This window comes from Rossellomorea sp. RS05, assembly GCF_039822645.1.
Lineage (GTDB): Bacteria > Bacillota > Bacilli > Bacillales > Bacillaceae_B > Rossellomorea > Rossellomorea marisflavi_B.
This window is the reverse complement of sequence record NZ_JBDKWY010000003.1, coordinates 116,694-136,684: the sequence shown is the minus strand read 5'-3', so window position 1 is coordinate 136,684 and position 19,991 is coordinate 116,694. Positions and strand designations below refer to the sequence as shown.

The window sequence follows — 19,991 nt, the reverse complement described above, 5'->3', positions numbered from 1 at the left end:
AAAAGGTTTCGTGTAATGGATCGTGACAGCATAGCGGAGATTCATTTTGCAGGGCTTAAGAATCCGACTTACTCGGCAAACAACGTACTGCTGCGGTTGCTCAGAGACGGTAGGGTTCAGAGGTCAACGGCCTTTAGCCCTTACGTGTACTTTGCCGAGGAGTCGAAGATAAAGAAGAACTCGCAGAAGATCGGCCATTTCCTTGCGATTCTCGAAGTGTTTAAGGAGATGCGGGAGTTGGGGCCGTTGGAGGTATTTCGCGTCGAACAGAAGTACGGCAAAAAAGGAGCAGTAGAGCCCGACATATTCTGCCGATTCCGGTCCACGCCTTTCTTTATCGAAGTGCAAAACACAGTGTATTCGCAAAAACAGATGACTGATAAGATGGATCGATATGTCGACCTATATAACTCGGACATATTGGCGGCCCCTAAACCGCACGTCTTGATACTCGCTGAACAACGTTATGCCCTAGACGATGCTTACCCGTTCAAATTATTCCAGGCGCAGTCTTTTACAACTTTTCTACAATCGCTCAAGAAGACACCGCCTGCACCGGTAGGCTCCGGAATACAGATACGCATTGGATAGCATGGGGAAAATTGAAATTAAAAAAAGCACTTCCGTATTATTCGGAGGTGCCTTCTTTATGTACAAATGTGACTACGTCCTCAATATTGCAATCTAGGTACTCGCAAATTAGACCTATGATGTCTAACGCTACATACTCACCGTTGGACATTTTTGCCAGGGTCGCAGGGGAAAGACCTAGATCGTTTCGTAAATTGCTTTTCTTTTTGTCTCTTCTTATTAGAGTGATCTCCATTGGTTTATATGAAGGAACGATACTTATCGGAAACTTTCTCTTCTTTGTAACAGCCATTATAAAACACCTCCATGTTCGGTTTATAAGATGATTATATCACAAAGACAAATTGAAAGTTTTAAAAGTTGAACTTTTTATTCAATTAATGTTGACAGACATTTCTTAAAGTTATATGATAAGTACAAGTTGATGAACAAATAATTCTTGTTTGCGAAAAGGGGGAGTTTTATTGACCGGTAGCATCCGAAGAATAAGTTACTACGTCAAAAAGGTCGCGGAATGGTCAAAGAAGAATCCTGCAACACAAGGCGATAGATATTTCCGTCGTGGCGAAAGGCTACACCGATACAAAATCGCTATGAACAAACGACTAAGAGGAGGAAATCAAAATGAAAATTAATCGCACGAATGATATCGAAACGGTCCAAGTCAGCTTCGTGAAAACAATCGTTGGGTGGTTCAATGTTTACCTGGCCGGCACCGAGCGCTATGTCACTTTAAATCCTGCGGATTTTTGCAAAATGTTTCCGAACGTAAGCCCGAGAACAAGACTAGGTTGCAAAGAAATCCAACGCGTTGAGGCAGAATCTCACTTCGGGGCTGACATCTTTGGAGATAGGGTGATCGTATGAAAAATTTCCGTCCTCACGAAATTACTGTTCATTATTTTTATGAAGAAGGCCATACCTCAATTGGAGAGGCTTTGCTAGTAAAACCGAATGTTGTCGCCGAGATAGTTGATGATGAAGTCGTATTCAGGAAGTTTCCTAGGTCATTGAGCGGGGAGAAGAAAGTGGATTTTTATGAAAATGATGAATCGATCAGCCACTTTTCCATAATCTTGACCATCGACATGAACTCAGTGAATTTGAAGAAGCTTACGGCAATGAGCTTGACTGATCTTGCGGAAATTGGATTTAACGCATAGCACGTAACTCAATAAGATTAGTTTTCGGACAAGCTCGAGCACTTTAGGCAGGTGCTTGAGCGTAAGAGCTTAACACCAATCGGCACTTATTCGAGCGTGGCAGGGCGGCAACCATGCTGCGTTGGGACGAGTATCGGTTGGTGGTACCGCATCACAAAACGGAGGGGATTGGAATGAAACTCGCAAGACTGGTTGAGAATTCAATGGATCAATTACCTGAGAAACTTACGTGGAAGCAAATCGCCGGAGAAGTCGGAGTATCGGAATCGGCACTCTCGAAATTCAGACGGGGTACTGAACTAAACTTTCCCGCACTGTTCACAGTCGCTAGGATTCTTCACCCGGAAAATTATCATGAAATTATCGCAGAATGGTCACAGCATGTACACGGACCAACGAATCTTTGCTTTGCGATGGAATACTTGTCCGCCAATCGCCTGTTTGAAGCAGCCGAGGAAAAGATCAGGACGATGCGCCAGCAAGACTCGAGCAGTAAGTTGTTGGCGGACCTCTGCGATACATACGCACTGCTGATCGAGCGACAACAAATCCAAGTGGGCATACCGACGGATTTCATAATGCAGATTGACGCCCTTAAAGCACGCACGCCAGAAGGTCGGTTCCTTCGCCAAATGCTACGCGTCTATTATCACTCAGACATGCGCCACCTTGAGTTAATGCGGGATTGCCTATCGGTTGCTGAAGAAATGCTTGAACACGTCCACAGTGCCGACCTGCGCGACCTATATATGCTGCGAATCAACGATATGAAGGCCATATCGCTATTGTTCAACTTCAATCGGCCAGAAGAATCGCGTGCATTATGCGAGAAAGTGATCAACTCGGACGTCCTGGACAATACGATCTATCGTGCCGGCGCATATTGCCGCATGGCAACGTCGTACATGTTCTCAAGCTACGACATGACCGCGATGTTTTTCCGGAAAGCAATTGCCATTTACCGAGCTACTGGCAGAGAGGAAGTCGCTGATGCCGTCGAGGCGAACGAGCTAGAGTTTGCGTCCGTGTTATGGGGTAAGGCGAAAGATCCCGCCGAGTTGAAGGACGACTCCAACCGAGCCTTCTATTACGCAAAGAACGGTTTGTCTTCCGAAGCCCTCGAGGTTATTTCGACGCTTAATCCCGATTCGCCGTTTACGCGATTCTATAAGGGCTTGGCGGCAAATGATCCGGCCGTTTTGATGGAGTCGCTTATCTTGTTCATGAAGGGAGGTGACGCTTTCTACGCGGAGTTACCGTTTAAAGCGCTACAAAATCTTCCGCAGTTTTGCGGTGTAGCCAGCCTTCTAAGAAAAAAATAAAAAACCAAAGGGGACTAAAGACTATGAAAAAACTAATCAAATCAATCATCATCGCATCAATTTTATTCGCAGGAGCAACCGGTGCCAGTGTAAGCGCCGCGGAGAAGGGACCTCAAAAGGTCATTCTCGATCCGGGCACGGGGGGCAGCGGAGGGAAGTAATAAAATTTACGCGAGAGGGGTCTTACGGGGCCTTTTTCGTGTTATAATTGGAATATATTACATGGGAGGGATTGTAATGAAATCACAATATTGGACTGGGTTAGAATTGGGAACTCATAGGTATGCTGATAAACCTCACTACAGTATACATAGGAATGGTTCTGTAGAAATAAATCCCGAATCGTTTGGATCTAATAATAAGATAGAATTAAGGGTCAAAGGTATGTACAGAATTACTAAAGATTGGCTATCTAGTAATCACATGTTAGATGAACAGCAACGTGCTGAACTAATCGATTTAATCGCATCCAGAGGGGACAAGATATACAATCCGCGTACTAAAGAATGGGAGTAAGAGCTATGACCTTCCTCGATCGCTTCCTAGACGCCAAATTTTACGCAGACGACCTCGCCAGCCGTGGCGCCACTCAGCCGGACCATGACCGCGCTGACGAGATCCTGCACCAACGAGAGTCGGAATTGTTCGCCGAACTTAATCTCGACACTGAAACGCCAGAAGGTAGCGCAAAATTTGACCGCCTGCTGGAGTTGGCTGACGCGTACCGTCAAGACGAAACTAAATACGAAGCTTTGAGCGAATTTGCAAGCGGCCAGTCACACGAATAATCGTGCGGCGGGCTTTTTATTTTGAGAGGAGAATGACGAAATGATCGTTAAATTTGCCGTAAATGATTTCCTGGAAGAATGCGAACTCAAAAACCTATCGCCTTACACACGCACGACCTACCGCCGAGTGTTGCGGAATTTCACGGACTATTGTCAGGCTTCCGAACTACTTGAAATCGCCGACATCGACCGGCCGGCCGTCAAAGGGTTCCTACTGTATTGTCGCAACGAGCTCGGTAACGCGCCGAATACGATTAACTTGAAGCTGCGGATTGTGAAGGCGTTCGTGAACTATTTAATCAACGAGGAGCTATATGATGAATCGAAAAAGCCGTTCAGAAACGTCTCGTACGGAAAGGTTGACACGCGGGTTGAGATATTTACCGAGGATCATCTGCATCAGATACTCCGGTATTTCGAGAAAGAATCGCGGAACAAGCCGTATCATGCCTACCGTAATAGAGTGATAGTTCTTATTCTCCTTTCCTCCGGAGCCCGCCGAGGTGAAATCGCTAACTTGCGGTGGAGAGACATAGACTTGGAGAACGGAATGATTACCGTGTGCGGTAAGAAGCGCAGGGAAGCAGGTGTGCCACTTGTCTCGAAGATGTGCGATGAATTGGTGCGGTTCCGTCAATATTGCGAAGAGTTTTTCGAAGGAGATGTTAGCGAATACGTGTTTTGTTCGGCTAAAGGTCAGGCCATACGTGCTGAGTCCATCGGTACAATTTTCAAGCGTTTGAAGAAGCATTTCGGCTGGACGGACGTTCGGCTCTCGGCGCACACCCTACGTCACACCTTCGCTTCTTACGTTGTAAAAGGCGGAATGGACACAATCACGGTGCAACGGATGCTTAGACATGAGACGCTTCAGATGACGGAAAAATACGTGAACATGTGGGGTACTCATTTAAAGGATCAAAATGACAAATTCAATCCCCTAAATAAATTTGATTTTTAATAAAGAGGCCTGTTGCATTTTTGAACGTGGCGGGCTTTTCGTGCGGATTGAATCTGGAGGGCATATTTTATTTTAGGGGAACAAAATAAAATTTCTTCGAAAGTGCCTGCAGAAGACTATTATAAATTGAAGGGAATTTCTATTTAATTGCGACAGTATGTAGTTCCGAATCGTTTTATAGAGTAGGAGGTATTTAGTTTTAAAAAAAAATTTTTGAAAAAGTGTGAAAGAAAGACATTTTGGATGTATCACTTAATAAGGAGGTCGAGTAATTATTTGGAAATCAAATACTCTTTGGGGAAGGGTGTGATAGAAATATGACTAATAGCTTGCCTAATATGTAATAGAAGGGGAGGAATCCCGCACGGAAAAGGGAGGGGCGATCTTATGAATGGGAAGTTGTTTGCGACAATCCGTAAACTCGAGGGTTACAATCAGCACAATTTGGCGTTAAAGCTAGGCGTCAGCCAGTCGTTGATTGCGAAGATGGAGCAGGGTGAACGGACCATCACGGAGCAGATGGAGCGTAGACTCCTGCGTGAGCTCAACGTTACACCGGAAAAGTTGGCGGTTATCAAGCTTCTAATCGCTTAATTTTTTTTTCTGCGTTTGTACCTAAAAAAGTACAGAGATATCCCGTTGGCATTATTATACGAAAAAATTCACCGGAATGCAACCGTTAAATCCAAAAATCATAAAAAGGGGCGAATCACATGAACGAAGCACAAACGAAACTATTGCAGGAAGTATTGTTCGAAACCAACTACGGAAGCATGGAGTTCTCGCTTAAGCCGAAGCATCCTAAAATCAAGAAGGCCGTGTACGGCATCATTAACGCAATGGGCAAGGCGAACACTTTCTCGGAATATGAACTCGTCAACACGGCAGCGACATTTGCCTGGGAGACAATCAACGGTTTCCACTTAGTTGAGGGCGCAAGTTGGGACGCGATGGCTGACGGTAGCGATAAACTGAATCTCAACCGCCTGATCAAAACGGTCGTGACCAAACTCGAACACGAGCTACCGCCAATCATTAACCCGAATACGAAGAGGATGTACGATCCCGAAACGGGCGGCAGTGTTTACGTAAATATTGACTTTGAATCGCTCGACGCACCGGTTTATGACGAAGAAGGCGGCGAAGTTGCAACCGTTGGAGACAGTGTGACGGAATCCTTGTTTGCCAGTCAGGCCGACTACGTTGCCAATCCGTTTCTCGCTTGGTTCCGTGCCAACCGTCACGATTTCTTAACGAAGAGGCAAAACCGTTTCATCGACAGTATGTCCGTTGATTCTGCAAAAGATAGTGACTATATAGAAGAATGCGATTTCGAGGAACTGGTCGGCATGTCACGTACTAACCTTTCGAATATGAAAGCTAGAATATTTCAAAAAACAATGGCTGCGTGGAAGAGAGACGGCATATCTCGCCGTGAAACTTATCTGTTGGGCGAAATCGCAAAGTATCGGGAATTTTTAGCGCTAGCAGAGGTCGATGATGATCTTGCCGGCCAGAACGCTACCCTTTCGGCGTGGATAGCTGGCGATGAGGATGCGGTGGAAATAGGCTACGAAGCTTTGGCCGGCGACAGAAAGGCGACCCAGGCGTACGTGTCCTACCTTAAAGGGGATGCGAATGAACTCGATGCACGGTTTTTGTACGACATCTGCGAAGCTATTGAAATGCACGTTGAACGAATGAAGGCGGAGCTAGAAGCGTACGAGCCAAGCGCGCCAATCATGCCGGACGAAGAGGCGAAGGAGACGAATGCGATAAGAAAAGAGAGATACAAAGAGTTCGCTGGACCTCAGCCATGCCACGTATTCAGCATTGACGGGGAGTATCTTCGTACAATTCAGCCGGTAAAGGCGAGTTCCTATAAGATCGTCAAACTGGACACATACGGGATGAGAAACGCAATAAATAAGGAGGAGAGCTAATGAGACAAACTACGAAGCATCGACGCACAACAAAAAGACTTCTACCTCAGACGCATAGTCCATAGTTTTTTCTTTGGAAATGACGCAATCTTCCCAATTTTATATGAACAGCGAATTTACAAGGCCTGCCGGGCATACCGGTGGGCCTTTTTTTTGTTGGCCGAAAACTTCAACCGGACTTTTCAAATTTCAGGAGGCGGAAAATATGTTAATCGAAAAGCAAGGCGAATGGTTCACGGAGCAAGGCGAGGCTTTAACGCTTGTGCCTCAGACACGCAAGGTTGAACACGTAGTAAGCAGCGACGGAGAGGTTGTTGGTAAAAGGTGCGGAGGTCTTTGTGGCTCAATGCTACCGGTCGATAAGTTCGCGAAATGTAGCAAGGGTTTCGCTAAGAAGCGCTCCTACTGCAAGACCTGCGAGAAGTTACGTCACGAAGCGAATCGCAGGGGAGAGGACGTGTACGGCAACAAGAAGCGTCCGATCAAGGCAAAGGCAGAACGTGTTTATGCAGACGGAGTGTGTGTACGAAAGAAATGCCCGACGTGTGACGAATGGAAAGACGCCGATGCCTACTACGTTGTGCGTGGATCACAGGACAAACTATCGACTTCATGCAAGAAATGCCAGGGTAAGCTCATGAAGGTAGCTATGGCGAAGGACCCCGAACGCTATAAAACCTACGGTCACAATAGGCGTGCGAAAGAGGCGGCATTGCCCGGCGACCTTAGCCCGGAAGCGTGGGAACTGGCGCTCGATCACTTCGGCCACGCGTGCGCGCTGACAGGGGCAACGGAAAACATTCACCTGGAACACGCAATCCCTATCGCAATCGGCCACGGAGGAACAGTCGAATGGAACTGCTATCCGTTAGAAGGAACGCTTAACAATTCGAAGAGCGCCACGAACTTGTTCGAGTGGGCTAAGGGGCGTTCAGACATCGACAAGACGAGGTTCAACCGCCTCATTACTTTTCTTGCGGATCAATGCGGCCTGACAGTGGACGAGTATCGCGATTTCTACGACTGGTGCTTCCGCAACCCGAGGCTGACGGTTGGGGAGATCGAGGCGGATGGCGGGTTGGATTCGCTTGACTTGTGTCAGCTCCGAAAATGAAAAAACCACCTATAAAATAGGCAGTTTTCAGTCTTGAATCTTAGGATTAATCTGTATCTTTGTCTAGTTTGTTTATTTCTTCGATATACCTTAAAAATTTTTCTCTCTCTTCGAGTTTTTGCATAGCAGCATGACTTCCGGCCATCTCAGTCGTTTTTGCTGAGGGCTGGATATCTCTTTCTTTTTTGTTATCCAAATTCAAGAAAGTTTCAAATTTAGTGGAGTCAAGCTTCTCTACTTTGGGCTTAGGTTTGAATTCCCCGAAGTTTTTGTGCCCTCCGACACCACCGATACCATCTATTGCCAAAATAATCACCTCCTTGCATACATTCTATTTCAACCTATCTATGAAATTAAAGGGGCTAGATGAAAAAATTAATAATATCCCTCCTAGTAGGCAATGAGGGGAGGAATACGAGTCGCAGGCATATACGTTAGCCCGAGCGCCGTCCCCTCGAAAATTAATCGAAAAGGAATTGATGCGAAATGAAAGAGCGTTTCATGTTCGTCTACAGCAACCGCATGGCCCGTTTTCTTGCGAACGAGCGAAGAATCGAAGCCATTACTACGGCAGTGAATCCGACAAGCGGTCGTTCATTTTCCTTATTTGAACGTACTGAGGAACTAGAAGCCGGTCTACAGGCATATAAGACGCAAAAAGCAAGTAAATAAGCGGATAACCATAAGCGAAGGGGAATGATGCGAAATGAAAAACGAAGCGAAGAAGTATCCATACGAAATTAACGAATATTACTCGCCAGGCCTAAACAGCTTGAAGCGAATCTATACGAAACACCCGAAATTTAACGGCAACACTCGCTTGATTTACGAGTTGATTTTCGACTACTGGAACGATCAATACGGTTATGCGTTTCCGACTCACTATGACTTGGCGCGAGACAGCGGAATTTCCGTAGCGAGTGTGAAGACACAAATCAAAACGCTAACACAACTCGACCTGTTGCAGCCGAAGAAAGCGGACGTGAATGGGCGCAAGAATAACGTATACCTCGTTAAACAGCCGGTCAGGACCATCGATGAGTTTTACCGCAAGTTTCCGGAAGTACGTGATCAGGCGGTTGAGAAACTGCGGAAGATTGACGCTGAGGAACAGTCGGATAAGAGTCGCTGGGCTGGATGGAAGGCTACGGAAAGTCAGCCGAAACGTGCCGAAGATGATTGCGATACTGAGTGGTTGTAATTCCTACGGTTAATTTTTACCTGTATATACGGTTAAATTCTACCCGTAGCTACGGTTAATTTTTACCCGTTATATAAATTTACTTAAATAAATCTACCTAAATAAATATACTAATCCAGCTCATGAAGTACATTCGCTGGCGTTCTTGTTTATATATTATTGAATCGCAAAAGAGAAAAAGAGAATACCAGATAAAAGACAACCCTACGGTTAATTTTTACCCGTAGCAAAAGGAGGATTAACGATGACATTAAAGCAACTTGGCCCCGACCACTATGCCGCAATCGCCATGCTTGCCCTGCCTAAGCGCGGAGGCAAGACGTACGAAGAAATCGCCGAAGAGCTGGGCATCCACGTCAACACGCTTTACAACTGGCGCCGTGACGAACTGTTTCAGCGTGAGTACAAGCGCGAGATCGTGCGTGCATCGGCCGACAGGTTACCGGAGATATTCGCAGCCATTCCGGCTCATATTATCAAGGACGGTAACGCAGCGCTATTCAAGACGTTGTTGCAGGCTAATGACATGCTGACGGATCGCGTGGAGGTGTCGCACAACGCTGAGGAGAGCAAGGACATTGACGCAATCAAGGCGAGGCTGGCAGAGTTCCGTAAGAGGAGCGAATCCACAGACGAATGATGTGGCGGTAATATTATAGAAGGAACGTGGACTGGCGTGTGTGATTACGTGTAGATTTGGCGCTAAACACTTACTGCGCCCTACTGACGCGAGGCCCTCCCGATTTTTTCAAGAGAACCGTTCCAAAAACGATTATTAGTGAAACAACGTTGGTTTGACGCGATTTGTTAAGGTTGCCGATAAAAACCCGTTTCAAAAGATAGTTTCATTTCATAGTTGCTAAAACGTATCGTTAATGGTACGATATCCACAACGAATGAAACGGAGGCGGTTATGATGAAAATCGGGTATGCTCGTGTCAGTACGCAGGATCAGTCGCTGGACTTACAGGTGGATGCATTACAAAAGGCAGGGTGTGAGCGCATATACACCGAGAAGATGAGCGGTAGGAAAGACGACCGACCGGAATTACAGAAGTGCCTGGACGCGCTAAGGTCCGGTGATATCCTGGTGGTATACAAGCTCGACCGGCTAGGACGCTCCACCTTCAAGCTACTGGAACTGACCGCAGGCTTTGAACGTGACGGTGTAGACTTCGTATCCATCGTTGATGGTATCGACACTACAACGCCAGTAGGGCGCTTCTTCTTCCGCACAATGGCCTCTATAGCAGAGCTTGAACGGGATATCATAGTCGAGCGCACACAGGCAGGCCTACAGGCAGCACGCGCCAGAGGTCGAGTAGGTGGTCGTCCAGCCAAGGCGAAGAAGGACGTGGAAAGAGCGCTGAAGCTTTACGATAGCAATCAATACTCTGTTCCTGAAATCGTTGAAATGACTGAAGTCAGCAAAGCAACTCTTTATCGTGCGATTAATAAGCGGAAAAACATCTAGGAGAACAAGTCGACATAAATCGCCGAAATCTGCATGCGAAAAGGGGGTGCCCAAGGGGGCGGGCCTCCGAATTCCGGGCATCTAACGCAGAAAAAATCTGCGATATAAAAATAAATTTTGGGTTTCCATTTAAAGGATTCGTCACCAGTTATGCCGAATGTATTGGGTATAAAGGAGGTGGTACTATGATCGCAACAGAACGACAAGCATTGCGTGAGCAGTTACTGGTAGAGCTCTACGATTACCATTTCGCAAATAAAGGCGAACCCAAGAACGTTTTGCGAGAGGTAAAGGAAGATGATGAACGGTTCTTAGCTTATAAATATCTAGACGACAAGGGTCTAATCAGATTCCAAGTAGAGATTGCTGGGATGGAAAGACGGATATATGAGGCATACGTAAGCATTCAATCTTACGGAATCGACACAGTAGAAAATAACAGAACAAAATAACAGAACAAAATAACGCAATACATAAGGCACTCCTTCGCAGGGGTGTCTTTTTTGTGCGCTCGTAAGGACGAATGCCTGACGCAATGCCTAAGCGCCAGGACGCCGGCCACTCGGGCGCTAACTTTAACGAAGGAGCTGACCGCCATTGTCATGCGATTGTCTACAGAAATACTCACGCACAGTCAAACGTCTCAACGACGAAGCACGTAACGCCTTGCCAGCCGACCGTGAACGCTCTTACCGACGTTGGGTCCTTTATCGAGCTATTAATCGCAAGACTGTCACGGAACATTGCCGCAGTCTGAAGCCGAATGCCTAACGGGCCACTCGGGCGCTACATACAAACCACACGGAAGGGAGGCGATCGTCATCGCATGGGTAAACTCACGCTGGCTTAGCCGGCCGGAACGCGAAGCATTAATCGAATCAACACGTGAACTAGCGCAGCAAATGGCCGAGCTGGCCGAAGCCGGCACGCTATCGTCGGACGAGTACGAGGAACTGGACGATATACTCACGGAGCTTGAAAGACTCGAACGCATACACCGTAGCGAAACCGATCTGCTTTACTTTGCGCTTGAGTATTTCAGCGAATCGCATAACCCCGGCAACCCTGGCAATTGGGACGCGTTTGAGCTCGACAGCGTTAACGATGCCGCCAACTTCCACAAGGAAATATGCGCCTCAATCGACGAGGTCTCGAACGTCAATAAGAACGCCAAGATTGCGCGGGCAGCGCCCAGGTCGCACGGAAAAAGCTCGTACTTAAGCAAGGCAGCGCCCCTTCGCGAGACAGTTTTTCGCAAACGTAAATATATCATTATCATTTCGGAGACGCCGTCGGTGTCCGGGCCAAACCTCGAATGGCTATCGGGGCAGCTTAAAACTAACGCGAAGCTACGTGCAGACTATGGGCCGTTGCTATCGCCTAAACAGCAGATGAATCCCAAGGACAATTCGGAAACGTTTGTGGCTTATGAACCAGAGGCAGACGGGTCGCCTCGCACACTTACAATGGTTCAGGCTGCATCTACCGGCCAAGCGCTGAGGGGCAGGAACTGGAATGGCGTACGTCCGGATTTGGTAATTGGGGATGACCTCGAAGATATTAAGACAAACGCAGCCACGAAAGAACAGCGGGAGAAACTGAGAGACTGGTTTGCGCAAACAGTTATGCCACTTGGGGACGCCAAGGGAGAAAAGACGGCGTTTATTGTGATGGGAACTGTCGTACATGAGGCGAGCTTGCTTAACGAGCTCTTACTTAACCGTGCTGACTTCAAATCGCATAAATATAAAGCGCTGATTGAACTACCTGAACGCATGGACCTTTGGGGCGAATGTCAGGAGATTTATCAGAGCGCCCAGATACCGGTGAATCAACGTGAAACTATGGCGCGGGAATTCTACGAAGCTAACAAGGCGGAAATGAATCAAGGCGCTGTCGTCTTGTGGCCGGAAGTGCAGCCGATTTGGAAGCTGATGACTTGGAAATGGTCGAACGGATCGAAGGCATTTAACACGGAGTATCAGAACGAGCCGCGCGATGAAGAGTCGATGATCTTTACCCCCGACACCTTCCGTTATTTTGACGAGTCGGATTTAATCGATAGTGACGGACGCAGGCTACCCTTAGAGTATTACGCATTTTGGGACGTCGCTGCCGGCAAGTCGTCGCGATCGGATTACAACGCTATAGTGACCCTTGGTCGAGATCGCAGAACGGGCGTTATGTATGTGATCGACGCATGGGCGAAGAAGTGCCCGGCGCATAAGGCGCTCGACATGGCGGTCGAGAAGATTCGAGAATACGGCCACAAGATTTTCGCAGTAGAAACAATTGGAGTCGGCCACGATATGCACCGTCAGTTACGCGACAGGCTGATGAAAGAACGTATATATGGAACAAAACTAAAACCCATCGCACACCAAGGCGCTAACAAAGAGAAACGAATTGAGGCGCTTGAACCGTTGTGTGAGACGGGTTTTTTGCGTTTTAAGAAGGGGCAAAGCCTTTTGCTTGAACAGCTCGAGCAGTTCCCATCAGGCCAGCATGATGATCTTCCAGACGCATGCTCTGGCGTTGTATCGATGCTCGGTACCAATCGCAGAAAGTCCTACGTAAATAAGCCGCCAGGGCTATAACAGGAGGTATTTTAATTGGCATTTATAGAAACCGGCGGCTATTTTCCGCCCGAAGGTCACAAGGACCGCATTCAACGTTATCGCAAGAACAAGCAATTATTCTTAGGCAATCATTACGCAGTATTTAACAGCTACAAGCTACCGAGCGAACGGCGCCTGGCTGTCTTTATCGCATCCAACTTGGCGGGAACAATCGCTAAGAAATCGGCCGACTTTTTGTTCGGTGAAACACCGATCTTCAGCGCTGGGAAAGACGACCAGTCCGAGGAGCAAAAAGCGCTTGAACGCATCGTTGAGGAAAACGAATTGAATATCACAAATTACGAGTCGGCGCTTTCGAACGCATATCGAGGCGACTCATTTTACAAAGTGCGATACGGCCAACGTTTCGGCGGAAAACTACCGGAATCAGTCGACCCATATCGCGTTTTTGTTGAGGCGCAGAAAGCCGAGTATGTTTTTCCTGAAACGTTGCCCGGTGATGATACCTCAGTCTTTGCTTACCATATTGCGGTTCCCTCTGTTATCGAAGGAACAGGCGACCAGGAATGGGTGCTGAATGTTGAATCGCATTATCCCGGAGAAATCCGATATTCAAAGTACCGTATATCACCGTTTGGCCATTCGCATTATGAAAATGCGGTAGTTGAGTGGAAAGTCGAGAAAGAGCTACCTATCACGGAAAAAGAAACGGTTGTTGAGACAGGCGTACCATTCCCGTTAGTCGTCCACATACCGAACTACTCAACGGATGACTGTTGGCAAGGTATCGACGACTTGAGCGAGAACGAATCCATTTTTGCCGAGATTGATAACCGTCTTAGCCGTATCGCTGAAATTCTCGACAAACATTCTGATCCTGCGATGGTCGTGCCGCAAGGTTCACTCGGAGAAGATGAGAACGGCGATCCGATATTCCATGCCGGCAGAGACAAGATATTTGAGGCAGCAGATAAGTCCGATGTTCTACCGCAATATATCACATGGAACGGTCAACTTGACGCTGCCTTTAAAGAGTTGGAGTTACTGATGGAGCAATTGTTCATCGTATCGGAACTACCTCCGGTTGCGCTCGGTAAAACGGACAGTGGGACGTCAGGTTCGTCTGCGTTGGCTATTAAATATCGCATGAACACGTTACTTGCGAAGATTAATAGAAAGCGTCAGTACTACGACAAAGGTCTGAAACGCGTTTTGTTCATCGCACAATTACTTGAGCACGAAAAAGCCGGTACAAAGTTACCGTATGAAGTTACCGTGCCGATCATCAAGTTCAAAGACGGCCTTCCAGAGGACGACATGGAGAAGGCGCAAATTGCTCAACTAAGAACCGGTAGCAAGCCAATTCAGTCTCAACTCAGCGCCGTTATGGAAACGCTTGGACTTAGTGAGGAACAGGCGAAGCTGGAACTTGAGCGAATCAAGGCCGAGGAACAGGCGGATCAGTTCGTTAGTCCTTCGGTATTTAACGATATTGAGGGCGATGAGTAATGAACCGAATTCCAGCGCCGGTATATGAAAAAGACGTTGCGACTCTAGTGCGGTACTTTAGACGAGCGATGGCCGAGATTGATACGGAACTAATGCGCATGGACCTCTCAGACTTCCGGAGAGCTAACGCATTGGTTGTTCAAGCCCAAATTCGCGAGATACTGAAAGACCTTGACGTAAACATCACAGCGTGGGCCAGCACGACATTTCCAAAGGCGGCGCAAGAAGGTGTGGCCCGTTCAATCGTTTCGCTGGGAGTCGCTGAAACCTTCTCGGAAGCAATGAAGTTAGTAAAGTTCAACGAATTGAACAAGTCGCTTATCGAGCTTGCAATTGCCGATACACAGGCCGACCTCTTGCAGGTGACGCAGAACATCGACCGGAAAACCCGTAACGCTATCCGTCAAGCAATGGCGGATGTCATGCGTGTAAACATGGCACAAGGCGTTAACGGCGTCCGGTCTATTCGGCGTGACTTTCTTGCGGAGGCGCGCCGGCAGTTGGGCGACTCAATAAGCACCGGCATCATAGACGCAAGCAACAGACGGTGGAAGCCGACCGACTATGCGGACATGGTTACGCGAACGAAGCTACACACGACGTACCGAGAGGCAGCCAGAAACGACGCGATAGATCGTGGGGCGCTTTACGGAGTTATTAGCTCGCATGGCGCAACTGACGCCTGCCGTAATTGGGAAGGCAAGGTTGTAAAGTTCGTGCCGGACGCTCCCGGACCTTATCCGTATATTGGCGACCTACCCCGGCGCGAGATATTCCATCCACGATGCCGGCATCACGTATCGCCGATCAGACGTCCCGACCTGGCGTAAGTCATTAAAAGACGCAACTCCAATCCGTGTCGATCACGATAAAAACGAGGGGGAAACGAAATGACAAACTTACTACCTTTAAATCTTCAATTCTTTGCGGAAGAAGCACCGGACGCGGTGGAAAACACGGAAACCAAATCCGCAGAACAAGAACGAGCCGAGCACATGATTCCGAAGTCGCGCTTTGACGAAGTGAATCAACGCTATAAGGAAACGCAAGCCCAACTTGAGTCGCTGACAAAGCAACGTCAAGACGACGAGCGTAAGGCACAAGAAGAGGCTGGCGAATTCAAGTCGTTGTACGAAGCTACCTCGAAAGAGTTCGGAGAGTTTAAATCGCAGTTTGAGTCGGCACAGGCACGTAACGCAGAATTAGAAGCAGTTGTCGGAAAGTTACTCGAATCACGTATCGCAATAATTCCCGAAGAGTTTCACGATTTGATTCCGGATAACCTGTCGCCCGAAGGAAAGCTCGAATGGGTGAACAAAGCCGAAAGTAAGGGACTGTTTAGAAAGGCAGCACCGAAACCGGTTGGCGAACAGACTAACGGAAACGAGTATCAAGGAATCTCTAAAGAATCATTCGAGAAAATGAGTTACGCAGACAAGGTAAAGTTATACAGCGAAAATCCAGATTTATATCAAAAATTAAGCAGGTAGTTACTTACTATCTGTTTTTATTTTAAAACCTAAAAATAAGGAGTGTTCTAAATGGCACAAACAAAAGCATCAGATCTAGTAAATCCCGAGGTAATGGCTGACGCAATCTCCGCAAAACTTCCAAAAGCAATTCGCTTCGCACCTTTCGCTCGTCTTGATGACACGCTTGTTGGACAGCCAGGTGATACAATCACGCGCCCTAAATATGCATACATCGGAGCGGCTGAAGATCTTGAAGAAGGCGTACCGATGGACCCTGCCAAGCTAAGCATGACAACTACGCAAGTAACTGTAAAAGAAGCTGGTAGAGCGGTTGAAGTAAGTGAAAAGGCAATTCTCACTAATCTTAATGGCACTGTGGAAGAGGCTGAAGGTCAAATTCTGAAATCACTCGCAGATAAGGTTGAAATTGATTATCTATCAGCGCTAGGATCTACCCTCTTGTCCTTTAACGGAGAAGCTACTTCAGCCAATAGTATCTTAGATGCCGTTGGAGTTTTGGATGATGAGGACGAAGAAGATTACATCCTTTTCATTAACAACAAAGATTATACAAAGCTAGTTAAGTCACTATTCAGTGCAGGAGGAGAGGTTGCGCAAACAGCCCTTACTAAAGCTCAGGTTTCAGAACTTGTCGGGGTTAGGGACATTGTTAAATCAAAAAGGCTACCTGAAGGAGAAGCATATATCCAAAAGCAGGGAGCGGTTGAAATCGTCCTTAAACGAGGAGTAAACGTCAATAAAGACGGAGACATTCTTACCCGTACAGTCGTAATGGCAGGAAACCAATACTACACAGTAAACCTGTACAATGAAGCAGGCGTAGTTAAAATCAAGGTATCTGAATAACAGAACGAGGTGATTCGATGATGTTGAGAAGGCATTATAAGCAAAAGTCGGAGCCTCAAAAGCCCGACGAATCAAATAAAGCGGAGAAGAAGCCGAAACCCAAGGCGCGTAAATCCTCCGCGAAATAAATCCTGAGGTGAACGTCATGGTGTTTTCAATTTCTAACGCTGACAGCTTTATCGAACAGAATGTAATAGACATCGAGGATTGGCAAGACGCTGATCCTGCGAAAAAGCAACGTATCTTAAACGTGGCGAGTCAGACGTTTTCGTCGAAGTACCCAAAGTATGTGATTCCGGAAAATGCCGTCTATGAATTCGCGGCTGTGCTGGCGTCAGCGTACAACGATACGAACCGGCTTAACAACCAAGGAGTGGCGTCATTCTCGATTACGGGGGTGGCGTCTTTCAATTTCAAAGACACGCAGTCTCGCGAGCTAGTCGCTTTTATTCCGCAGCGGTCGCTTGATCTAATCGGCCAGGCCAACGGCGGAATAAAACTTGGCACTCGACGTGTCGGAAGGTCGGTGCGCTAATGCCAGTCATCCCAATGCGTCAAACAATCACGGTAAAGTCAGGCGGAGGCACGGACGAATGGGGCTGGCCCACGGAGCCTAGCGTCACAGATCACCGTTGCCGGATCGACGAGGGCACAATGTCCGTTAAGTCGAGGGTCGGCGGCCTCACGCGTGACGGCGAAGTCATTGTCGCAGATGCCCGCATTTTGCTCGACGGACTGGTCGCCATCAAGTATGAGGACGAAATCTCCTTCACGAACGAGCTAGGCGAAACCATGCGTCGTAAGCCAAAGGAAATCAACGTACAGCGTAACATTGCCGGCAAGCCCATATTGACGGAGGTGTTCGTGTGAGTGATTTCGAATTTGACGCCTCGGACTTTTTCGAAAAGCTAGACAAAGCCGACCGCAACGTCACCGGCGTTGGTAAAGCGATTGTGGAGGATTCCGTCATGGACCTTGCCAAGATAGCCTCGAACATTGCGCCAATTGAATACGGAGCTCTTGGAGGCTCGGCTAAGTCTAAGACGACCGTAAAACGCGGTGCTATTGAAGGCCAAGTAACTTTCAGCGCGGTAAACAAGGACGGCAACGGCCGATTCAACTACGCTTACTGGACGCATGAAATGGACTACAATCTCGGCCCTGCGTCGAGCAAGGCGACAGGAATGGCGGGTTACTCCGTCGGCAACAAGTACCTCGAGCGCCCCTTAAAAGGCGAGGCGAACAAATACGTAAACTGGTGGGCGAAAGCCTTGGCGAAAGGGTTGTGATAGCGATGCGAATACTGGATCTGATTAACTTCGTAAAGAGTCGAGTCCCTGGCGTCTACTATCCGAACAACTTTCCGGCTTCGGCACCTGACGCATGTACTCGCATTCGCCTGACGGGCGGTTTCCCTACGGACGAGTATACCGGCAAGAAGCAGCCGTCGTTTCAAGTATTCGTGCGCGACGTTCATCCCGCGAAGGCTGAGGATCAAGCGTATAAGTTACAGGGAGCGCTGACAAACCTCACCAACGTAAAGGTGGGCGACAGTTCGGTCGTCAAGATACGGGCGAGCAACAGTATACCGATTTACATGGGCGACGATGAAAATAATCGCCCTATTTATTCACTGAATTTTGATTGCGTCGTCAGGCCATAGCGTCCGGCGGCGTTTTATTTTGCAAACTTAAAGGAGGACGTTTACATGGCAGGAATTAACGTACCAATCGGCCCAGCAATCGTCGAATATGGCGAAGGTGCCGACATGACTAAATTCGAATTCACCAAAGGCGGAATTGTATTTTCGTATACGACGTCAAAGCAGGACGTTACGATTGACCAGTACGGCGACACGATCGTCAAGTCTATCATGAAAGGCCGGACAGCTCAGGCGGTCGTACCATTCGCGCTACATGACATCGACAAACTTTCGAAGGTAACGCCAAATAGCGAACTAATTACCGACGCGAATGACCCGATGAAAAAGAAACTCGTCGTTAAGTCGGAGGCTGGCTACGACATGCTTTCTAACGCAAAGAAGCTCGTCATTAAGCCGACTGACCCGGACGCAACAGCTAACGACTGGATTTCAATCCCACTTGCCGGAGCAATCTCCGACGGAGAGCTAACGTACAACAGCGACAATGAACGCGTGCAGAATATCACGTTCATTGCGTACCCTGACATCGAAAACCAAGGCAATCTATTCGTAATGGGTGACGAGACAGCAGAAGCATAAGAGTGAGGGCGTCCTAGCGGGCGCTCTTTTTATTTCAGTAAACGAAGGGAGTAACGCCCATGTTGAAACAATTTCAGAAACTAAAGGCGCTGAACGAGGACGAAATGTGGCTCGGAGACAAGCGCGTGAAAATAAATAAGCTAACCCCTAACCGATGGCGCGACCTATTCACAACGGTAGATCGATTACCGGGTATTATCGTGCAGGTTATTTCTGCGCCACAAGAAGACTTTTACACGACAGTAGTGGCGGGCCTTGAAGTTGCGATGGACGAAGTAATCGAGATCGTGGCGGTACTGTCCGACCTAGATGCGGATTTTATTAACGCCGAAGTGGGCGTGGATGAGATCTTCGAATACTTATCTCGCACCGTTAAAAAGAACCGACTCGACTCCGTTGCAAAAAACGTCAAGAGCCTTCTACCGATAAGTCCAGCGGAGTAGGCACGGAAGAAGGCGAAAAGGGAACGGTCGATGACTTCATTATTGACGCGGCTATTTTGCTCGGCAAGACGCAGGTCGAAATTGAAACCGGCTATTATATGGCCGATTTAATGGAGTTGGTTGAGCGCAAAGGCAAGTACGACGCAGCCAGACGAATGCAAGAACTACAGCTACGCATTGCCACGAACAATCGTGCGATGGAGGATGCGGACTATAAAACGCTGATTCATGGAATGACGAAGCAACTAGGCGTCCAGGAAGAGACGTCCGGCTTCAGTCGTGAGAAGTTCGAACAGTTGCGCGCAATGATGAACTAGGAAAG

Annotated in this window: 30 protein-coding genes; 28 read left to right on the top strand and 2 right to left on the bottom strand. The window is 47.7% G+C overall.

The window, feature by feature from the left end; translation table 11 throughout:
• Positions 1-15: 15 nt before the first annotated feature.
• A complete protein-coding gene (locus tag ABJ225_RS10535; protein ID WP_347320071.1) occupies positions 16-591 on the top strand; it encodes a replication-relaxation family protein in 576 nt (191 codons plus the stop codon).
• A gap of 37 nt (positions 592-628) precedes the next feature.
• Here the strand turns inward: ABJ225_RS10535 and ABJ225_RS10530 are convergent, their stop codons facing one another.
• Positions 629-883, bottom strand: a complete 255-nt coding sequence (locus tag ABJ225_RS10530) for a helix-turn-helix domain-containing protein (RefSeq protein WP_309516358.1) — start codon at positions 881-883, stop codon at positions 629-631.
• A 332-nt stretch (positions 884-1,215) separates the two neighbouring features.
• On the opposite strand from ABJ225_RS10530, the gene ABJ225_RS10525 reads away from it, so the two are divergent.
• The 10 genes from ABJ225_RS10525 to ABJ225_RS10480 all read left to right on the top strand — a co-directional run bounded on the left by ABJ225_RS10525 (position 1,216) and on the right by ABJ225_RS10480 (position 7,882).
• The gene (locus tag ABJ225_RS10525; protein ID WP_347320069.1) at positions 1,216-1,458 is read left to right on the top strand and encodes a hypothetical protein; all 243 of its coding nucleotides are present in this window, start codon (positions 1,216-1,218) and stop codon (positions 1,456-1,458) included.
• A complete protein-coding gene (locus ABJ225_RS10520) occupies positions 1,455-1,754 on the top strand; it encodes a hypothetical protein (RefSeq protein WP_347320067.1) in 300 nt (99 codons plus the stop codon). The genes ABJ225_RS10525 and ABJ225_RS10520 overlap by 4 nt, the downstream gene beginning before the upstream one ends.
• A gap of 173 nt (positions 1,755-1,927) precedes the next feature.
• On the top strand, positions 1,928-3,076 hold the full coding sequence (locus ABJ225_RS10515; RefSeq protein WP_347320065.1) for an AimR family lysis-lysogeny pheromone receptor: 1,149 nt from the start codon (positions 1,928-1,930) through the stop codon (positions 3,074-3,076).
• 23 nt (positions 3,077-3,099) lie between these two features.
• Complete coding sequence (locus ABJ225_RS10510) at positions 3,100-3,237, top strand: hypothetical protein (protein ID WP_309516363.1); 138 nt, start codon at positions 3,100-3,102, stop codon at positions 3,235-3,237.
• Positions 3,238-3,313: 76 nt separating this feature from the next.
• Positions 3,314-3,592, top strand: coding sequence for a hypothetical protein (locus ABJ225_RS10505; protein WP_347320063.1), 279 nt, complete (start codon positions 3,314-3,316; stop codon positions 3,590-3,592).
• A 5-nt stretch (positions 3,593-3,597) separates the two neighbouring features.
• A complete protein-coding gene (locus ABJ225_RS10500; RefSeq protein WP_347320061.1) occupies positions 3,598-3,864 on the top strand; it encodes a hypothetical protein in 267 nt (88 codons plus the stop codon).
• A 40-nt stretch (positions 3,865-3,904) separates the two neighbouring features.
• Entirely contained in the window at positions 3,905-4,825 is a 921-nt protein-coding gene (locus ABJ225_RS10495) for a tyrosine-type recombinase/integrase (RefSeq protein ID WP_347320059.1), read from the top strand.
• A gap of 387 nt (positions 4,826-5,212) precedes the next feature.
• On the top strand, positions 5,213-5,419 hold the full coding sequence (locus ABJ225_RS10490; RefSeq protein WP_347320057.1) for a helix-turn-helix domain-containing protein: 207 nt from the start codon (positions 5,213-5,215) through the stop codon (positions 5,417-5,419).
• Positions 5,420-5,538: 119 nt separating this feature from the next.
• Positions 5,539-6,768, top strand: a complete 1,230-nt coding sequence (locus tag ABJ225_RS10485; protein WP_347320055.1) for a hypothetical protein — start codon at positions 5,539-5,541, stop codon at positions 6,766-6,768.
• A gap of 205 nt (positions 6,769-6,973) precedes the next feature.
• The gene (locus tag ABJ225_RS10480; RefSeq protein ID WP_347320053.1) at positions 6,974-7,882 is read left to right on the top strand and encodes a hypothetical protein; all 909 of its coding nucleotides are present in this window, start codon (positions 6,974-6,976) and stop codon (positions 7,880-7,882) included.
• A gap of 46 nt (positions 7,883-7,928) precedes the next feature.
• On the opposite strand, the gene ABJ225_RS10475 is transcribed toward ABJ225_RS10480, so the two are convergent.
• Positions 7,929-8,189 (bottom strand): hypothetical protein, encoded by a 261-nt coding sequence (locus ABJ225_RS10475; RefSeq protein WP_347320051.1) that lies wholly within the window; start codon positions 8,187-8,189, stop codon positions 7,929-7,931.
• A gap of 179 nt (positions 8,190-8,368) precedes the next feature.
• Here ABJ225_RS10475 and ABJ225_RS10470 point away from each other — a divergent pair, with 179 nt between their 5' ends.
• The 17 genes from ABJ225_RS10470 (at position 8,369) to ABJ225_RS10390 (ending at position 19,986) form a co-directional block, all read left to right on the top strand.
• Entirely contained in the window at positions 8,369-8,554 is a 186-nt protein-coding gene (locus ABJ225_RS10470) for a hypothetical protein (protein WP_347320049.1), read from the top strand.
• 34 nt (positions 8,555-8,588) lie between these two features.
• Positions 8,589-9,083: a helix-turn-helix domain-containing protein gene (locus ABJ225_RS10465; RefSeq protein WP_347320047.1), complete on the top strand. Its 495-nt coding sequence runs from the start codon at positions 8,589-8,591 to the stop codon at positions 9,081-9,083.
• Between the two features lie 244 nt (positions 9,084-9,327).
• Entirely contained in the window at positions 9,328-9,723 is a 396-nt protein-coding gene (locus ABJ225_RS10460; RefSeq protein ID WP_347320045.1) for a phBC6A51 family helix-turn-helix protein, read from the top strand.
• 276 nt (positions 9,724-9,999) lie between these two features.
• Positions 10,000-10,557 (top strand): recombinase family protein, encoded by a 558-nt coding sequence (locus ABJ225_RS10455; RefSeq protein ID WP_347320043.1) that lies wholly within the window; start codon positions 10,000-10,002, stop codon positions 10,555-10,557.
• 185 nt (positions 10,558-10,742) lie between these two features.
• Entirely contained in the window at positions 10,743-11,009 is a 267-nt protein-coding gene (locus tag ABJ225_RS10450; protein ID WP_347320041.1) for a hypothetical protein, read from the top strand.
• A 450-nt stretch (positions 11,010-11,459) separates the two neighbouring features.
• Positions 11,460-13,154 (top strand): phage terminase large subunit, encoded by a 1,695-nt coding sequence (gene terL, locus ABJ225_RS10445; protein ID WP_347320039.1) that lies wholly within the window; start codon positions 11,460-11,462, stop codon positions 13,152-13,154.
• A gap of 15 nt (positions 13,155-13,169) precedes the next feature.
• Positions 13,170-14,645 (top strand): phage portal protein, encoded by a 1,476-nt coding sequence (locus ABJ225_RS10440; protein ID WP_347320037.1) that lies wholly within the window; start codon positions 13,170-13,172, stop codon positions 14,643-14,645.
• On the top strand, positions 14,645-15,475 hold the full coding sequence (locus tag ABJ225_RS10435; protein WP_347320035.1) for a phage minor capsid protein: 831 nt from the start codon (positions 14,645-14,647) through the stop codon (positions 15,473-15,475). The genes ABJ225_RS10440 and ABJ225_RS10435 overlap by 1 nt, the downstream gene beginning before the upstream one ends.
• Positions 15,476-15,535: 60 nt before the next feature.
• A complete protein-coding gene (locus ABJ225_RS10430) occupies positions 15,536-16,135 on the top strand; it encodes a hypothetical protein (protein WP_347320033.1) in 600 nt (199 codons plus the stop codon).
• A gap of 51 nt (positions 16,136-16,186) precedes the next feature.
• The gene (locus ABJ225_RS10425; protein WP_347320031.1) at positions 16,187-16,984 is read left to right on the top strand and encodes a N4-gp56 family major capsid protein; all 798 of its coding nucleotides are present in this window, start codon (positions 16,187-16,189) and stop codon (positions 16,982-16,984) included.
• A gap of 145 nt (positions 16,985-17,129) precedes the next feature.
• Positions 17,130-17,519: a hypothetical protein gene (locus ABJ225_RS10420; protein ID WP_347320300.1), complete on the top strand. Its 390-nt coding sequence runs from the start codon at positions 17,130-17,132 to the stop codon at positions 17,517-17,519.
• Between the two features lie 119 nt (positions 17,520-17,638).
• Complete coding sequence (locus ABJ225_RS10415) at positions 17,639-17,854, top strand: hypothetical protein (protein ID WP_347320029.1); 216 nt, start codon at positions 17,639-17,641, stop codon at positions 17,852-17,854.
• Entirely contained in the window at positions 17,851-18,273 is a 423-nt protein-coding gene (locus ABJ225_RS10410; RefSeq protein WP_347320027.1) for a hypothetical protein, read from the top strand. The genes ABJ225_RS10415 and ABJ225_RS10410 overlap by 4 nt, the downstream gene beginning before the upstream one ends.
• Before the next feature lie 5 nt (positions 18,274-18,278).
• Positions 18,279-18,647 (top strand): minor capsid protein, encoded by a 369-nt coding sequence (locus ABJ225_RS10405; RefSeq protein WP_347320298.1) that lies wholly within the window; start codon positions 18,279-18,281, stop codon positions 18,645-18,647.
• Positions 18,648-18,692: 45 nt separating this feature from the next.
• Positions 18,693-19,226 (top strand): hypothetical protein, encoded by a 534-nt coding sequence (locus ABJ225_RS10400; RefSeq protein WP_347320025.1) that lies wholly within the window; start codon positions 18,693-18,695, stop codon positions 19,224-19,226.
• Between the two features lie 59 nt (positions 19,227-19,285).
• Complete coding sequence (locus tag ABJ225_RS10395) at positions 19,286-19,669, top strand: hypothetical protein (protein WP_347320023.1); 384 nt, start codon at positions 19,286-19,288, stop codon at positions 19,667-19,669.
• Between the two features lie 56 nt (positions 19,670-19,725).
• Positions 19,726-19,986 carry a hypothetical protein gene (locus ABJ225_RS10390; RefSeq protein WP_347320021.1) on the top strand — a complete coding sequence of 87 codons (261 nt, stop codon included), beginning with the start codon at positions 19,726-19,728 and terminating at the stop codon, positions 19,984-19,986.
• Positions 19,987-19,991: the final 5 nt, after the last annotated feature.

Excerpts from the sequence above, each read along its gene's own strand:
- ABJ225_RS10535 (WP_347320071.1), top strand. The coding sequence starts at position 16 with ATGGATCGTGACAGCATAGCGGAGATTCATTTTGCAGGGCTTAAGAAT.
- ABJ225_RS10530 (WP_309516358.1), bottom strand. The coding sequence starts at position 883 with ATGGCTGTTACAAAGAAGAGAAAGTTTCCGATAAGTATCGTTCCTTCA.
- ABJ225_RS10525 (WP_347320069.1), top strand. The coding sequence starts at position 1,216 with ATGAAAATTAATCGCACGAATGATATCGAAACGGTCCAAGTCAGCTTC.
- ABJ225_RS10520 (WP_347320067.1), top strand. The coding sequence starts at position 1,455 with ATGAAAAATTTCCGTCCTCACGAAATTACTGTTCATTATTTTTATGAA.
- ABJ225_RS10515 (WP_347320065.1), top strand. The coding sequence starts at position 1,928 with ATGAAACTCGCAAGACTGGTTGAGAATTCAATGGATCAATTACCTGAG.
- ABJ225_RS10510 (WP_309516363.1), top strand. The coding sequence starts at position 3,100 with ATGAAAAAACTAATCAAATCAATCATCATCGCATCAATTTTATTCGCA.
- ABJ225_RS10505 (WP_347320063.1), top strand. The coding sequence starts at position 3,314 with ATGAAATCACAATATTGGACTGGGTTAGAATTGGGAACTCATAGGTAT.
- ABJ225_RS10500 (WP_347320061.1), top strand. The coding sequence starts at position 3,598 with ATGACCTTCCTCGATCGCTTCCTAGACGCCAAATTTTACGCAGACGAC.
- ABJ225_RS10495 (WP_347320059.1), top strand. The coding sequence starts at position 3,905 with ATGATCGTTAAATTTGCCGTAAATGATTTCCTGGAAGAATGCGAACTC.
- ABJ225_RS10490 (WP_347320057.1), top strand. The coding sequence starts at position 5,213 with ATGAATGGGAAGTTGTTTGCGACAATCCGTAAACTCGAGGGTTACAAT.
- ABJ225_RS10485 (WP_347320055.1), top strand. The coding sequence starts at position 5,539 with ATGAACGAAGCACAAACGAAACTATTGCAGGAAGTATTGTTCGAAACC.
- ABJ225_RS10480 (WP_347320053.1), top strand. The coding sequence starts at position 6,974 with ATGTTAATCGAAAAGCAAGGCGAATGGTTCACGGAGCAAGGCGAGGCT.
- ABJ225_RS10470 (WP_347320049.1), top strand. The coding sequence starts at position 8,369 with ATGAAAGAGCGTTTCATGTTCGTCTACAGCAACCGCATGGCCCGTTTT.
- ABJ225_RS10465 (WP_347320047.1), top strand. The coding sequence starts at position 8,589 with ATGAAAAACGAAGCGAAGAAGTATCCATACGAAATTAACGAATATTAC.
- ABJ225_RS10460 (WP_347320045.1), top strand. The coding sequence starts at position 9,328 with ATGACATTAAAGCAACTTGGCCCCGACCACTATGCCGCAATCGCCATG.
- ABJ225_RS10455 (WP_347320043.1), top strand. The coding sequence starts at position 10,000 with ATGAAAATCGGGTATGCTCGTGTCAGTACGCAGGATCAGTCGCTGGAC.
- ABJ225_RS10450 (WP_347320041.1), top strand. The coding sequence starts at position 10,743 with ATGATCGCAACAGAACGACAAGCATTGCGTGAGCAGTTACTGGTAGAG.
- terL (WP_347320039.1), top strand. The coding sequence starts at position 11,460 with ATGGCCGAGCTGGCCGAAGCCGGCACGCTATCGTCGGACGAGTACGAG.
- ABJ225_RS10435 (WP_347320035.1), top strand. The coding sequence starts at position 14,645 with ATGAACCGAATTCCAGCGCCGGTATATGAAAAAGACGTTGCGACTCTA.
- ABJ225_RS10430 (WP_347320033.1), top strand. The coding sequence starts at position 15,536 with ATGACAAACTTACTACCTTTAAATCTTCAATTCTTTGCGGAAGAAGCA.
- ABJ225_RS10425 (WP_347320031.1), top strand. The coding sequence starts at position 16,187 with ATGGCACAAACAAAAGCATCAGATCTAGTAAATCCCGAGGTAATGGCT.
- ABJ225_RS10420 (WP_347320300.1), top strand. The coding sequence starts at position 17,130 with ATGGTGTTTTCAATTTCTAACGCTGACAGCTTTATCGAACAGAATGTA.
- ABJ225_RS10415 (WP_347320029.1), top strand. The coding sequence starts at position 17,639 with ATGTCCGTTAAGTCGAGGGTCGGCGGCCTCACGCGTGACGGCGAAGTC.
- ABJ225_RS10405 (WP_347320298.1), top strand. The coding sequence starts at position 18,279 with ATGCGAATACTGGATCTGATTAACTTCGTAAAGAGTCGAGTCCCTGGC.
- ABJ225_RS10400 (WP_347320025.1), top strand. The coding sequence starts at position 18,693 with ATGGCAGGAATTAACGTACCAATCGGCCCAGCAATCGTCGAATATGGC.
- ABJ225_RS10395 (WP_347320023.1), top strand. The coding sequence starts at position 19,286 with ATGTTGAAACAATTTCAGAAACTAAAGGCGCTGAACGAGGACGAAATG.